Source organism: Draconibacterium sediminis, assembly GCF_000949475.1.
Classification (GTDB): Bacteria; Bacteroidota; Bacteroidia; order Bacteroidales; family Prolixibacteraceae; genus Draconibacterium; species Draconibacterium sediminis.
The window spans coordinates 2525224-2539986 of the sequence record NZ_JRHC01000001.1 but is presented as its reverse complement, the minus strand read 5'-3'; the positions used below and the strand labels follow the sequence as shown (position 1 = coordinate 2539986).

General features: G+C 40.6%; 8 protein-coding genes. All 8 read right to left on the bottom strand.

What is annotated here, in order from left to right:
* Positions 1–49: 49 nt before the first annotated feature.
* The 8 genes from LH29_RS09820 to LH29_RS09785 all read right to left on the bottom strand — a co-directional run bounded on the left by LH29_RS09820 (position 50) and on the right by LH29_RS09785 (position 14498).
* Positions 50–1456, bottom strand: coding sequence for a sulfatase family protein (locus LH29_RS09820; protein ID WP_052670720.1), 1407 nt, complete (start codon positions 1454–1456; stop codon positions 50–52).
* A gap of 195 nt (positions 1457–1651) precedes the next feature.
* A complete protein-coding gene (locus tag LH29_RS09815; protein ID WP_082063525.1) occupies positions 1652–3121 on the bottom strand; it encodes a sulfatase in 1470 nt (489 codons plus the stop codon).
* A gap of 104 nt (positions 3122–3225) precedes the next feature.
* Positions 3226–4701 carry a RagB/SusD family nutrient uptake outer membrane protein gene (locus LH29_RS09810; protein ID WP_045028239.1) on the bottom strand — a complete coding sequence of 492 codons (1476 nt, stop codon included), beginning with the start codon at positions 4699–4701 and terminating at the stop codon, positions 3226–3228.
* 17 nt (positions 4702–4718) lie between these two features.
* Positions 4719–8033 (bottom strand): SusC/RagA family TonB-linked outer membrane protein, encoded by a 3315-nt coding sequence (locus LH29_RS09805; RefSeq protein ID WP_232302830.1) that lies wholly within the window; start codon positions 8031–8033, stop codon positions 4719–4721.
* Positions 8034–8272: 239 nt separating this feature from the next.
* A complete protein-coding gene (locus LH29_RS09800; protein ID WP_045028236.1) occupies positions 8273–9250 on the bottom strand; it encodes a FecR family protein in 978 nt (325 codons plus the stop codon).
* A 134-nt stretch (positions 9251–9384) separates the two neighbouring features.
* Positions 9385–9978 carry an RNA polymerase sigma-70 factor gene (locus LH29_RS09795; protein ID WP_045028234.1) on the bottom strand — a complete coding sequence of 198 codons (594 nt, stop codon included), beginning with the start codon at positions 9976–9978 and terminating at the stop codon, positions 9385–9387.
* A 183-nt stretch (positions 9979–10161) separates the two neighbouring features.
* The gene (locus LH29_RS09790) at positions 10162–12672 is read right to left on the bottom strand and encodes a glutaminase domain-containing protein (protein ID WP_045028232.1); all 2511 of its coding nucleotides are present in this window, start codon (positions 12670–12672) and stop codon (positions 10162–10164) included.
* A gap of 308 nt (positions 12673–12980) precedes the next feature.
* Complete coding sequence (locus LH29_RS09785) at positions 12981–14498, bottom strand: glycoside hydrolase family 76 protein (RefSeq protein ID WP_052670717.1); 1518 nt, start codon at positions 14496–14498, stop codon at positions 12981–12983.
* Positions 14499–14763: the final 265 nt, after the last annotated feature.

The following is a 14763-nucleotide window of genomic DNA, read 5'->3' as shown; positions in this document are numbered from 1 at the left end:
TAAATCAGGAATTTGATTTCCACCAAACGCCCAATCAAAAACCTACAATTCAATCATTTAAGGCTTTAAAATGATTGCCTTTTCTTGCATTTTGCAGTTCTTCGTAAGTGTCGAGTCCGGCACCCGGATCGCCCTGTTCTTTCAGCCATTTGTCGAGTTCCTTCGAAAGCTTTTTCTGAATTCCACTTACCTCTTTCTGATTGCTCAGGTTCTTCATCTCGTTCGGATCGTCAGCCAAATTATAAAGTTCTTCTGCCGGACGTTTCTGGTAACGGGTTACCAAATCCAAAATTTCAGGATCATCCGAAGCATCGAAAACCCACGATGGCCAGTATTTATTTAGTGGCATACGCGCCATCAGATGCCGCTCGATGTAAAGGTTTTCAGGGCTAAGATTACGTATGTAGTGGTACTTACCATCGGTAACTGAACGAATTGGATATGCCGGACCTTCGGGCACATTGTTATGCATGAAGTAGGCATATTCGCGGTGCGTATCTTTTTCTCCGAGCAGAACAGGTAAAAAGCTGCTACCGTCAAATTCGGCTTTGGTAGTACTTCCAAGCGCATCAAGCAAAGTTGGCAATACATCGTTGTACTGAATAAGTGCATCGGTACGGACACCACTTTCTACTTTTCCGGGCCAGCGCACCACAAATCCGGTGTGTACACCATTGTTCCAGTTGGTCCATTTACAAAATGGCAACTGTGCACCTTGTTCTGAAGTAAAAATCACGATGGTATTATCGGCAATTTTCAAGTCATCAAGAAGTGCTAAAGTTTCTCCTATTTGTTGGTCAAGCACCTCAACTTCGGCCAGGTATTTGGCAAATTCGGTGCGTGTTTCTTTGTTATCAGCCAAATATGGTGGAAGATCAAATTCTTCGGGTTTGAAATGAGAAGGATCGCCTACCGTCCATGGAATATGAGGCACCACCAAGGCTGTTACCATACAGAATGGTTGTTCCTGATCGCGGGCCATAAACTCTCTCATACCGGCAGCATCGTATTTTGCTGTTGTTGAAACGCAATTGTCTTCTACACCTTCTACAATTTCAAACGGATATACGCTGCGCGGATCGGCATGTACTTTTCCGGTAATACCTACGCGGTAATTCAGCTCACCCAAATACTGAACAATACTTTGGGTTCCGGTTCGTGCGATGGCATGGTTCCAGCAAACACCGCTGCTAACCGGTTGTAAGCCGGTATATAATTCAGCACGGCAGGGCACACACATCGACATGGTGACATAGGCATTATTAAAGGTCATTCCCTGCGAAGCCAGTTGATCGATATGTGGTGTTTTAACATTCTGTCCTCCGTAAAGCGGCAAATCACTGTGCGTACAATCATCCGCCATGATGATTAGAATATTAGGTTTTTGTTCCGCATTTGTATGCAACACGCTAACAAAAAGAAATGCGAAAACTAAAGTGATGATGTTTTTATACATACTTGTTTAGATTATATATTATACAGCTTTCAAAATTACATCTACCGACTGGCTCTCGTTAGCAAATATCTTCGTGGCATGGGGACTTTCGTTCAGATTTCAACATTTATTGCTAAAATCCCCGGAAACACTCCATCGCGGAGAATAGCATCAGAACCCAGCTATTTTAATGCTTTAAAGAAGTTTACCCCTATGCTACTTTACGATAAAGTACGATTCTTTTAGTAATTGCGCTTTAATTCCGAAATAGTTTCTTCCCGGATCGTTGCTAATATCGTAATCTGTATTTAGCGTGGGTAATTGTATATCATGCGTTTCAAAATAGCCGTCGATATCCCGATTTAACTCCTCGAGAATTTTCTGATTCAAATTAGCAATATTGTTCAACTCCTGAGGATCCTTATCCATATCAAACAAGTATTCAGAATTGTCTTCGTAGTACTTGATCAGTTTATAATTGTCTTTAATAACTGCCACTCCCGGATGAGTACCTTTTTGATGCTGATAATGCGGAAAGTAAAACACCTGATAATCGTTTTCCCTGTGCACCTTTTTATTGCTGTCAAGTATGTTTGGAGCAAGGCTTCCACCATCCAGTCCAACGGGCATTTCGTTAATGTTCAGCCAATCGCAAATAGTTGGGTAAATATCGCAGCTGGTTACCGGGGTTGTAGAGTAGCGATGCTTGATGCCCGGGCCACTAACAATAAAAGGAACCCGAATTCCACCTTCCCATAAAGTGGCCTTCCATCCATGCAGAGGACCATTAATATTTTCCGGATTTGTTGTTGGATAAGTGCCGTTATCAGCCAGGTAAATCACATAGGTGTTGTCTTCAATTCCCAGCTTTTTAATTTCATCGAGTACCATACCGAGCCCTTTATCAAGATCCTCGGCCATAGCGGCAAATTTTACTAAATCATGTCGTGTTCCCGGAGGATAATTGCTCACTTTTTCGATGGTTTCAGGTCTAGCTTCCATTCCTAAATGTGTGGCATAATGCGAAAGTTGCATTACAAACGGATGCCCGCTTTCTACCTGCTCTCTCATCCAATTTATACCACGGTTGGTAATACCAAAAATATCTTTCGGATTGTCTTCAATATTATGATTTCCTTCGCTGTTTGTGGTTGCACCATCACTGGCATCAAAACCATGGGCCTGTGGGCCACCGGCAGCAAGATGCCATTTTCCAAAATGAGCAGTTCGGTAATCAGGCAAATTCGATTTTATAAGTTCTGCGTACGTAATCTCTTCATTCGGCAATCCATACACATGATACGGTGGAATTAGCTTATTTCCTTTAAAGAAGGGGCCATTGTGCCGGTCAACAATGTCAGTCATTCGTAGCTGAGCCGGTGTTTTTCCGGTTTGAATACTTGCCCGTGTAGGAGAACAGTTGGGATGAGCTGCGTATCCATTTGAAAACACGACTCCTCTTTTTGCAAGGCTTTCCAGATTTGGCGTTCGTACAAAATCACTTGCCGACAAGGGGTTATTTTCAGCCATTTGCACCGAAGTTGATCCCCATCCCTGATCATCAGCCAGAATGATAATTATATTAGGCTTATTAATAGATTTGGATTCAGCTTTCTCCACAGAGGCAACACTTGCTATACAACCTGATAAAAGGAGAAATAGTTGTAGTATTACAATTTGAATCATAATATCTGAATTATTTATTGTCGGAAAACTCTGTTTGCCGGAATTAAAAGCATATCCCTGAACAAAGGATATGCTTTAACTAACTAAACTATACTATGCGCGTACTAATAACCCGGATTTTGTTCACACATCGGATTGGCGTTTATTTCATTCTGCGGAATTGGAAATAATACGCGGTAATCCTCTGCATTTGTAACACCTCTGGCTTTTGCACGGCTAATTAACTCTCCATGACGGATTAAATCCTGTCTTCTTTTACGTTCGGTGTAGAACTCCCAACCACGTTCGTCCAAAATGTGGCTGCGCAATTCTGCCTTCGTGTTAAAGTCAGATAAATTCAAATCTTCTAACCCTGCTCTTTCTCTAACGTCGTTTATCAGATCGATCGATTCCTGATTTGGCCCGTTTACTTCGTTTAAAGCCTCGGCCCGTGCCAATAAAATATCGGCATAACGAATTACCGGAATATCGTTACCATGGTCGTTATTTATTGCATTCGGATCGGGCGTAAATTTAAAGGCCCTTGTGTTGTTGTTATTTAATAATGAAATTGTATTTCCCTTGTTGTTAATGTACTCGGTTATAATCAGATCTCTTCTTGTGTCACCTTCTTCAAACGAGTTATAAAACGAATCGTAGAGGCGATCCTGGCGAGCCCAGTTTCGCATGTTTGGCGTAAATACAATACTTCCATCAACAGTGCTTTTGAAGTTTGGAGGAAAGGCGCCGCACATATATTGGTTTGCCCAGCCACCACGGGTGGTTTTTGCTGCAGATACCCAAATGTATTCATCGTTCTTTTCCTCATTATCTACTGTGAATAGCGTGGTATAATCAGGCCATAACTCGTAAATACCGAGATCCATTACCTGCTTGGCGGCATCAGCACATTTTTGCCATTGTTTTGTATTCAGATAAAATTTTGTAAGATAACCTAAAGCTGCACCTTTCGTTGCGCGACCGTATGCATAACCATTTAATTCTCCCTTTTTAGGTAAATCTAGAGCAGCTTCTTTAAATTCTGTTTCAAGAAATGTTAACATTTCCTCTTCAGAAGCTCTTGGCAATTCAAGCGGGTCGGCATTGCTTTTGCGCAAAGGAACGGTTCCGTGAAACGTATAAAGGGTGTAATAGGAAGCTGCTCGTAAAAAGCGCGCTTCGGCAATCAGCCGGCTTTTCACATCATCATCCACAGGCGATCCGTCGATGTTTTCCAATACCAGGTTACAGTTTCTAATGGCTGTATATCTTCTGTTCCATTCGTTTGTAAACTGGCCGGGAGATGAAGCATCCCAGGTGAAATTGATCATTAAAACTGCATTTCGGTTGGCCCCTCCACCGGTTTCCCAACCTACATCAGTTGTCCATTCTTCGAAAAATGCGGTGTTATTACCCAGGTTTCCAATTATCTGCACATCGGAATAAGCTGCATATAAAACGCGTTCAATTCCGTTAGCGGAGGTAAATAAGGCGGAGGGATCTAGCTGAGAAAAAGTTTCCTCTTGCAACTGGTCTTCACAGCTAAATAATACTCCCGAAAATAATATGATTAAAAGTATTGTTATTCTATTCTTTTTCATGATTCTAATTTTTTGAATTAAAGACCTATTTCAACACCTACCGTAAAGGTTCTGGAAACCGGATACGAGTTAAAATCAATTTTCAAACTTGCATTTCCGTTCGAGTTGGTTGTTGGATCAACTCCTGAATAGTCAGAAATTACAAATAAATTTTGTCCGCTCACATAAACATTAAAGCGATCAAATACTTTTTTGTTTTTGATCGGAATATCGTAGCTTAATCTCACCGTTCTCAACCGAACAAATGAAGCATCTTCTACCGTAATTGAACTCACGCCTTTGTTACCCTGGTTTGTTGGATCAACAAACGAAGGATATTTTGTTGAAGGGTTATCTGCCGTCCAGCGATTCAGATAAGGTTCGGCAAGCCGGTTCCTTCTCTGGCTGATCGGGAAATAGGTTTCAACAACAGCGTTATTCAACATATCGATTCCCTGTACACCATCAATAAAAATGTTTAATCCAATGCGTTTGTAGTTGAATGTATTGGTTAAACCATAACTTAAATCGGGGAATGAATTTCCAAGAATTACGCGGTCGTCTGAATTTACAACATCATCACCATTTACATCTTCATACCTAACATCGCCCGGTTTTACCGGATCCTTTGTGCCTGAAGCCTGAATCTCTTCTTCCGATTGCCAAATTCCCAAAACATTGTAGCCATAGAACGAGTTCAGTGCCTCTCCTTCGCGGATAATTGCAATTTGGTTTGTCCAACCTGCACCGGCATGTACAATTTCAGGAATTCCGCCTAAATCAACCACTTCATTTTTAAGCGTACTTAAATTAAAACTGGTGTTCCATTTAAACTTCCCGGTTAGGTTTTTGGTATCAATCACAAACTCAAATCCTTTATTTTTAATGTTACCGATATTTTGAAGAATTGAACCAAATCCGGTAGATGACGGAATTGGCTTGGCAAACAACATATCGTAAGTATTTTTTTGGAAATAATCGACGCTAGCATAAATACGATTTTTAAAGAAGCCCATATCAAATCCGAAGTTGATTTGCTCACTGGTTTCCCATTTCAAATCGGGGTTGGCAATTCGTTCCGGCTCCAGACTTACCAGTATCTGGTCGCCAAGTACTACACTCGGACCTTTTCCAAAAGTGGTTAACGAGCGGTAGTTACCAATAGCCTGGTTACCTGTACGTCCAACACTTGCCCTAAATTTCAGGATACTAAAAACTTCGAGGTCTTTAATAAAATCTTCTTCGTGCATTTTCCATGCAAATGCTCCTGAAGGGAAATAGCCGAATTTGTTATTTTCTCCGAAACGTGAAGACCCATCAGCCCTGAAAGTGGCTGTAAACAAGTACTTATTGTATAAGTTATAATTTATCCTTCCGATATACGAAATGAGTTTGTTGTTGTTCTTTCCACTACTCATGCTGTATAATTCGGGATTACCCGATTGCATTGAATAAGTCAATGCCTCATCAGCAGGAAAATCTTTTCCGGTACCTGCAAAGTTCTGTCCAATGAACTTCTGATAGGTAACACCTCCCATAATCGTAAACTGGTTGTTTTCGTTAAACTGACCAGAATAGGTTGAAGTAAGTTCACCTAAATAGTTATTTTGAGTACCAGTTAAAATCGACCCAATACCGCCACTCGCATAACCGTTTTTCGTGTCGGTTGTAACATACGAATCGCGGCGGGTATTACGAGTATCAAATCCAATATTAAGTTTTGTGGTCCAACCCGGCAAAATGGTATATTCTCCGAATACGGTACCGAATGTGCGGTAATTCTCGGCTTTACTTATTTCACCATTTGCAAGAGCCAGTGGGTTATCAGTATTGATCAGACTAGAAGTCATGTATCTTCCGTCATCGCCAAAAATTGGTAATGTTGGATCGAAATTTATGGCCGAATATAAAACTCCGGCAGCCTCGTTGGTATCATAACCATACGACAAGAAATCATCGTGGGTATATGATGTGGCAAAATTTGCCCCAAAGTGAAAATCACCTGATTTGTGATCGATATTCAACCTGGCATCGTACCTCTCGAAAGCTGAGTTTATAATTACTCCCTCTTGGTTAAAATAGTTTAACGAAGCAAAATATTTGGTTGCATCATTTCCTCCTGTAAATGAAAGTGCATGACTTTGAACAACACCTGTACGAAGTAATTCATCCTGCCAGTTTGTTCCTCCATCGATAATTTCTGTAACGCGTTCGCTTTCTGAAACATTCGATCCGGGCGTATCCAAGATTTCATTTAAAATCCGTTGATAATCTTGTGCATTTAATACATCAACTGTTTTTGTTGATTGCTGAACACCAGTGTACCCATTGTATGTTACACGAATTTTACCGGCAGAACCTTTTTTAGTAGTTACTATTATTACTCCGTTAGCACCTCTAGCACCATAAATTGCGGTTGCCGATGCGTCTTTTAAAATCTCAATCGATTCAATATCTGATGGGTTGATATCGTTAAGCGGATTTCGGGGAGTTCTTGTATTTGCAATTTCGGCTCCCGTGCCCGAAACAACCGATCCGGCAGAAATGGGTAGTCCATCGATAACATAAAGCGGTCCTGAGCCAGCATTAATCGAGCTGGCTCCCCTGATTTGTATGGTTATACCACCACCGGGTTCGGCACTTGCCTGTGTAATCTGTACACCTGCTGATTTACCCAATAAAAGATCATCAACAGTTGCCGTAACGCCTGTATTCATATCGTCTTTCTTTAACGATGAAACAGCCCCTGTCAGGTCGCTCTTTTTTACAACCCCATATCCAATGGCAACCACCTCTTCAATTCCAATAGCATCAACTTCAAGTGTTACATCAATCTTTGTCTGTCCTTCCAGTCTTACTTCCTGAGATTTCATTCCAACAAACGAAAAAACAAGAATTTTTCCTTCGGCAACAGGCAATTCGTAGTAACCATTAATATCTGTTACTGTACCATTGGTTGTACCTTTAAATAGTACGGTTACACCAGGCAAAGCTTCCCCATCTTCGTCGGTTACAATTCCCTTAACTGTTGTCTGGTCATTTGCATCCGTTGCATCTAAAGGTGTTACAGCAATGTAGCGATCAATAATCTCGTAATTGTATTTGTTCGCTTCAAAAAGTTGGATAAGTACATCATGGATATTGGCATCATTAAAATCAATATCCACTTGTCTATTCATAAGGTGATCATCATACTTCAGCATGAAGTAGAATTCTGTTTCGCTTTCGATTTGTTCAATCACCTCTTTTACAGTTGCCTTGTCCATTGATAGCGTAATTTTTGTGGATTGCGCATAGGATTCAGCAAATACGTTCAGAGTTAGTACAAAGATTAGAAAGGTCGTTAGTTTCATAATCATTAAAACTTTTTTTAGTTGCCCATGTAAACAAGAGCAATTGTCTGTTTTTTTCATAAATTTGACATGTTATTGGTAAATACTAAGTTTTATTTATCAGTGCTTTTCAGGTATTGGCGTACCTGTTAAGCTGAGCAGGCTAAAAATATTTCCAGTATTTTTGGCCTGTCGTCTTTTTAGGAAGTATTTGTTCTACTCATAAGTCTGCATTAAGTTTTATTAGTTAATTCTATTTCTTATTTCCAGTAAATCAAACTAGGCTCATTTGCTCGGGGCACAATTTCGTATTCCAGCGAAGTGGTTAATTTTAGCACCTCCAGAATTTGATCGATAGGTTTGTTTTTCAAAATAGTACCAAAGTACCTTTCATCACCCAAGCCCTCTTTTTGTATAACTATCTCTACATTATACCAACGTTCAATTTGTTTGGCAATATCCTCCAACCTTTCATTTCGGAAAGTAACCAGTCCTTCCTTCCACGAGGTGTACATTGCGGTATCCACTTTTCGAATATCTATGTTGGTTTCACTTTCTTCGAAATAGGCTTTTTCACCGGGCACCAGTTTTGTCACCTCTTCTCCGCTTGTATTTAAAATACCAATGCTTCCTTCTATAAGCGTTGCGGTAAACGCTCTGTCTTCAGGATACGCCTGAATATTAAATGAAGTGCCATAAACTTTTACACCAAGAAGTTCGGATTTAACGATAAATGGATGTTCAACATCTTTTTGTACGTCAAAAAATGCTTCACCTTCAAGATAAACCTGTCGGTTTCCATCAGTAAAATCGCCTGAATACTGAATCTTTGTTCCGGAATTGAGCATCACCAAAGTACCGTCGGGTAACTCAATATTGGTCATTTGCCCGGCCGGAGAAATAACGGAGTACATCTGCGAATAAACCGGGGTTTCAACTATTTTTGAAATGATACGGCCACCAATCGCACCACAACTAATCAGAAGCAGAAAAACAGCAGCTCGCGCCAACCAGTGTTGCAACGTTTTGGTTTTTGCCGGTTTTAATTCCGATGGTTCTATATCACTCCAGGTTTTGCCTTCAACGTTCTCTTCACGAGAAGTTAAAGCCCATATTTTTTTTATCTCTATATATTCATCCTTATTCGAAGTACTCTCATCCAACCAGTTAAACAGTTGTTCCTTCTCTTCGTTACTTGCTTTTCCCTGAAGGTATTTTTGTATAATAGTGTAGTCCATATTTGTCTTTGTTAACTATTGTACACACGAACACTCCGCTACCCTTTATTGAAAGCGAAAAAAATCAAAAAAAATCTCTTTGAAATAATATCGAGGTTGAATGGGGGGACAAAAGGATGATTTGCAGTTACGGATTAGAACATCCACAGAACCGAAGGAAGAACATCTTTTAATTCTTTACGAAGAATTTTCAAGGCACGGGTAATGTTGGATTCAACGGATTTAAGAGCAATTCCCAATTCATCGGCAATCTCACGGTTTTTTTTATATTCGAAACGACTTTTCACGAAAACCTGCCGGCATTTTTCGGGTAGTTTATCAAGCGCATTTTGAATCATTTCTTCGAGTTCCATGTACTCGAGCCTGTCGAATTTAAATGATTCCAGAATTTCCTGATTCAAGAGTTTTTCGCGCTTCTCAAGTATATTTTGTTGGTAGTTCAGTTTGTATTTCTCGTGACGCAAATAATTCAAACAATCTGTTTTTGCGGCAGTATACAAAAAAGCTCTGATTCCATTACAGGTATTAACCTCTTCCCTATTGGTCCATAGTTTTACAAAAGCTTGCTGAGCTATATTTTTGGCCTCTTCCCGATCGGGAATAAATTGACAGCAAAAACCAACTATTTTTTCGTAATTATTTTCAAAAACCAGTTTAAACGCATTTTCTTCACCATTTTTAAATGAAGAAAGGTCATAAAGTATATTTCGTGAGTCATAAAAACTCATAGCCTAACGATAAAACTTGTTTCCATACAAATCAATATAGAAAGTTGATGGTCTAATTCGTTATATCAATTACGAATGTATACAATTTTACCTCATTGGCAATAATAACAAACCCGGAACCGAATTGTCAGAATTGGATTCTTCGGTTTCGGGTTTGTTTTAGATCAAGGTATTTATAACCTTCTATTTTTCCAGCATTTTAATAAAATACCCGCCAACAACGGAACGAGCCTGGAATCCAACCTGATTTGCAGTTGGTGTTTCGTACCAGTCGGTCATCGGAACACGATCAGGCGTATTGGTTACAAAAGCGTAAACCGGATCGATAAATTTCTGAAACGTTTCGGTATCATCAGCTAAAGTAGCTGTCCACACAATCCAGTCTGATTTCGTATATGTTCTGCGGTTATCAAGCGGTAAACCGTAGGTGTTCTGTTTGGTCAGGTAGTAGGCAATTTCTGTTTGCGCCACTTCTTCAGGGAAAATTCCAAGACCAAGCAGTTTGTCCCAAACAATGTTGTATTTCTGGCTCCAGGTTCCCGGTTTATCAAAAGTTAAACGATAGTGGTCTCCGTCGTCAGCCATTTTCATCCATTCCTGTGCCATACTTTTAGCTTCTGAAGTGTATTTTTCAGCCACATCAGTTTTACCCAACATTGCTGCCAGTTTTCCGTATCCGGCAATTCCCATAATTGCTTTTGCCGAAAGGTTTACGTTGTGGGCAAAGTGACCGGCAAAGTCGTCGGTACAAAGCTGGTTCTCCGGATCAAGTCCGTTTTCCATCAGGTAGTTCGCCCAGGTTGTTAATACCTCCCAGTGCTCGGCTGCATAATCGGCATTTCCTTCAACATCGGCAATGGCAGTTGTCAGAATCAGCATATTACCACATTCTTCAACCGGCATATCGCCACCGTAAGTCTGGCCGTTGGCTTTTGGATATGTACCAACATCGTGTGCCGCAAAAGGCTTGGTCCATTTTCCACTTTCTGAATAGTAGAAAATCGGGTTTAACATACCTTTTAACAATTCAGGATTGTATTTCAGGAACATCGGAGCCGAAGGATAAGTAACATCAACGGTACCAATTGAACCGTTACTGAAGTTTTCTTTTGAAAGGAAAAGAATGTTTCCTTTAGTGTCTTTTACCAGTTTGTGTGCGGCAATTGCCTGACGATAAGTCAGCAAACACAAACGTGCGTAGTTTTCGCCACCGGCAGCCAGCGCTTCTTCGTAAACCGCCTGATCCGTTGCATCACAACGCTCCATAACACTTTGGTAATCTTTGGCAGCAGAAGTTAACACCTCATCAAAACTTACCTCACCGTCGTTTGCCCACCATGCTTTCAGGTTATCGCCAAAATACTGAATTGATTCAACATCGTCGTAGCCCAACATTACATAACCTTTAGCCGGTTTTGTCGAAACATTTCCAAGCACCTCAGAACAAGCCAAAACAGGCATATTTTGTGAAAGAACAGCTGTTGTTTTAGTGTCTCTTGCGTTTACTTTTCCTCTTTCAACAAATACTTTTTTCATACCCGCGAAATCACCCATTGCAAGTGTTTTGTTTTCAGCTTCAGGCGATGCTAGGTAGAAATAGCCCCAGTCGATACGAATGTTGTCGCCTTTCTTTTCCAAAACAGGCTGTTCGATTGTTCCGGTTTTCAAGAAGTTGATGTTACCGGTATTTCCGGTTGAAACTTTTACTTCCTGGTTTAACTCGTTTACTGCCCACTCGGGAGTAGCCTCGAAATACACCTCTACGTCATGCGATTTTCCGTCGGTTGAAACCGCTTCGTAGTTGATATAATTTACCGGGCGCGAAAGCAGGTCCAAATCGTCCATCAACAGCGGTGAAACAAATTCAACATGCAAATCTACCGGGCCACATGTAAAATCGTACTTCGTTTGTGTAGCTGTTATTTTCACACTGTTTTGAACAGCTGTTTGAGCAAAAACAGGTTGAATATCGCTCTCTTTAAAGATTCCGAAATCAACATAGGCCAAACCACCACGATCCCAGCAATGCGCTGCAATGGTATTTTCGCCACCAATGTTCAGCAGGCTTTTATCCAGCTTTAATACAACATTGCTTTTTGCACGGTTTCCGGTATTTACAATTTCTTTCCCGTTAAGGTATAATTCAAAATCATCGTCGTGCGAATACACCAGGAACAAATCGCTTGCTTCGTTAACTTCGGGCATCGTAAATTCGCGACGCACCCAAATATGAGGCGTTGTCCACGGAGTAGCAGTTTCACTCATATTTGGCGTACCAAAAGCTGCTTTTCCGCTTTTCCATGAAGCATCGTTAAAACCCGGTTTTTCCCAACCTGTAGCCGGCTCATTTGTCAGGTATTTTCCATCCCAAGCTTCAAATTTTGCACTCGGAACAACCGGTTCAAGCGGAATCTCTTCCTTACCCATGAAACGATAGGTTTCTCCATCCACACGAACGGCGCCAATCAGCGAGTGGTTTCTGCCCGTCCAGTGTTTTACCGGTGTGTCGAACAACTGATCGGACATGGACCATGCACAGGTGTACGGATCGATTGTTATTAACGGATAAGCAGGCGCACGAAACTCCGCCCCTGCTTCTTCTTTTTGTGTAACTTCCGACTGCGAATTGCAAGCCCCTAAAAAAGCGGCAATAATAAACACAATCAGGATTTTGCTGACAGTTGATTTAAGCATAATTATTATTTAAATTGTAAAATTATTTATTCTCCACACGCAATAAACCAGAACTCATTTTAAAAAGAATTCGGGATCTTCCGACCAGTTCATTAGTAGCTCTTTTTATTCTCTACATAATTCTCCCTGCGGGTATTTCCGTATCATATATCAAAGTGAAGCCTGTATCATTTTTGCTGGTTATTGTACACATGAACCACATTTAACCCTTTACAATAACAGAAAAAAATTTCTTCAAAAGATCTTCAAAATAAACCCGTGGTTGAATCAGATTATAAAGAGATCTATCCATAATCGTGATTTTCAGTTTATTGTTTTTCTAATTCATATTTTGCCAGAACAGCATATTCAGCCGCAAATGCGAAATTGAACATCCCTTCTGTTTTGTTTTTTTCATGATCTTCTTCCCATCCTTTTAGCAGATTGGTTGGCAGGAAACCGTTGTAAAGGAATTTTTCGTAGGCGTAATCAAGATTCTGCTGAAAACTGTTGATGTATCCCGACACCTCCTCACAGGAAGGATGAACATCAACATAACCCCGCATCAATACCCCATTAAACCAGTTACGGAAACCCCTGACATCAAAAGAGTAGTAACCGGGAATGTCCTTATCGATTTGAGCGAAATAGGTAAAGCTCGATTTCGATAAGTGTTGTGCATCTCTTCGATATAAATCATCTCCGGTAGCGCGAAACAGATCGGCCGCTCCCGAGAGCATTGTTCCGCTGTTGTAAGTAAATGCCGGCCCCACCTGGTCGCGGCAGTCGATTCCTTTACGGTACTCAACTCCGTTAATAAGCTCTGTTTGCGGGTTTCGTGGCGTACAACCTCCCATCATATCATCGTAAACACCATCGGCCCGCAACAAATGTTCTTTTTGCCAGTGGTAAACTTTTTGTGCAAAATCAAGGTAGTAGTCGCTTTTACTAACCTTTTTTGCAATTCTGGTTTTCCGGTCAGACGGATCAATAGATCGATGTACGATTTTATCTTTCTTTCCTTTGTACATCTCGTGCAACCACACCAGCGGACTTACCATAGGACCATTGCTGCATGAGTGCTTCGACACATAGCCGGGTCCCCAGGTAATACCACCGTTCTCTTCACCTTTATCATTAAAAGTGCAGTCCCATCCATCGAGCACATACTCGGTCAGATACTCGGCTTTTTCAAGGAATTCGTTTTTACCGGTTAATTTATAGGCTTCAATAAATTCGCGAACCAACCACATTTGATCATCATACACATTCATTATGCCGGCAACTTCGGCCTGCCCTGTAGCAGCTCCGCGGTTAACCCCGTATACTGTCCATTCTTTGGTTTGTGTGTACGACACTAATTCGAATGTTCCGAGGTAATAGTCTGCTTTCTCGTATAATTCGTAAAGCAAATCGGCGTATCGCTTAAAATGTGCATCGTATAAGGTCGTATTTCCGTTTTCCTTTTGCGCTTTCAGAGCATGAAGAATGGCGTTAACAGCTTCAATTGCGCTGGTGTACATCCAAATACTACCTTTTTCGTCAGAAACAGCTCCGGTATATGGATTAAAAAACCGGGCCATAGCCATTTCCTCTCCAATAAAATGAGCTTCAAAGGCCGCATCTGCCAGAGTCATTGCACGGGTTAGATTTTGATCAGATAAATCCTTTTGATTTTCGAATGAAGTACAATTTACAGAAGTGAAAGAAGGCGAACTGCTGCTCTGTTTTGCTTCTTCAGTATTTTGCAATTCCGAATTTGCCTTATGTTTCCCTTCGCATACAGATGTACCAAAACAATGTATAGAGGTAAGGATAATTGTGGTTAAAAACCCGATTAGTTTCATTGTCCCAATAGTTTGATAAAGTTTTAATTCAACTGTTCTTAAAAATTCCGCTAACAGGGATATTCTAAATGAACAGCCCTCAAATATTGAAAGACAGTGATTAAATTATGGGTTAAAATCGGGTTAAAATCAAAAAAAAAACATTAATCTTGCGCAATTAACCGGGGGATTGATACAAATATTTGTTGCTTTTCAAAAAAAACGTCTCTTTTCGTTGTAAAAACGAGAATTGGAATATTCTTAACGTTTGCAATATTCTAAACGA

What these genes read in the sequence shown, in the direction of transcription:
- LH29_RS09820 (WP_052670720.1), bottom strand. Translation starts at nt 1,456, where the DNA reads ATGTATAAAAACATCATCACTTTAGTTTTCGCATTTCTTTTTGTTAGC.
- LH29_RS09815 (WP_082063525.1), bottom strand. Translation starts at nt 3,121, where the DNA reads ATGATTCAAATTGTAATACTACAACTATTTCTCCTTTTATCAGGTTGT.
- LH29_RS09810 (WP_045028239.1), bottom strand. Translation starts at nt 4,701, where the DNA reads ATGAAAAAGAATAGAATAACAATACTTTTAATCATATTATTTTCGGGA.
- LH29_RS09805 (WP_232302830.1), bottom strand. Translation starts at nt 8,033, where the DNA reads ATGAAACTAACGACCTTTCTAATCTTTGTACTAACTCTGAACGTATTT.
- LH29_RS09800 (WP_045028236.1), bottom strand. Translation starts at nt 9,250, where the DNA reads ATGGACTACACTATTATACAAAAATACCTTCAGGGAAAAGCAAGTAAC.
- LH29_RS09795 (WP_045028234.1), bottom strand. Translation starts at nt 9,978, where the DNA reads ATGAGTTTTTATGACTCACGAAATATACTTTATGACCTTTCTTCATTT.
- LH29_RS09790 (WP_045028232.1), bottom strand. Translation starts at nt 12,672, where the DNA reads ATGCTTAAATCAACTGTCAGCAAAATCCTGATTGTGTTTATTATTGCC.
- LH29_RS09785 (WP_052670717.1), bottom strand. Translation starts at nt 14,498, where the DNA reads ATGAAACTAATCGGGTTTTTAACCACAATTATCCTTACCTCTATACAT.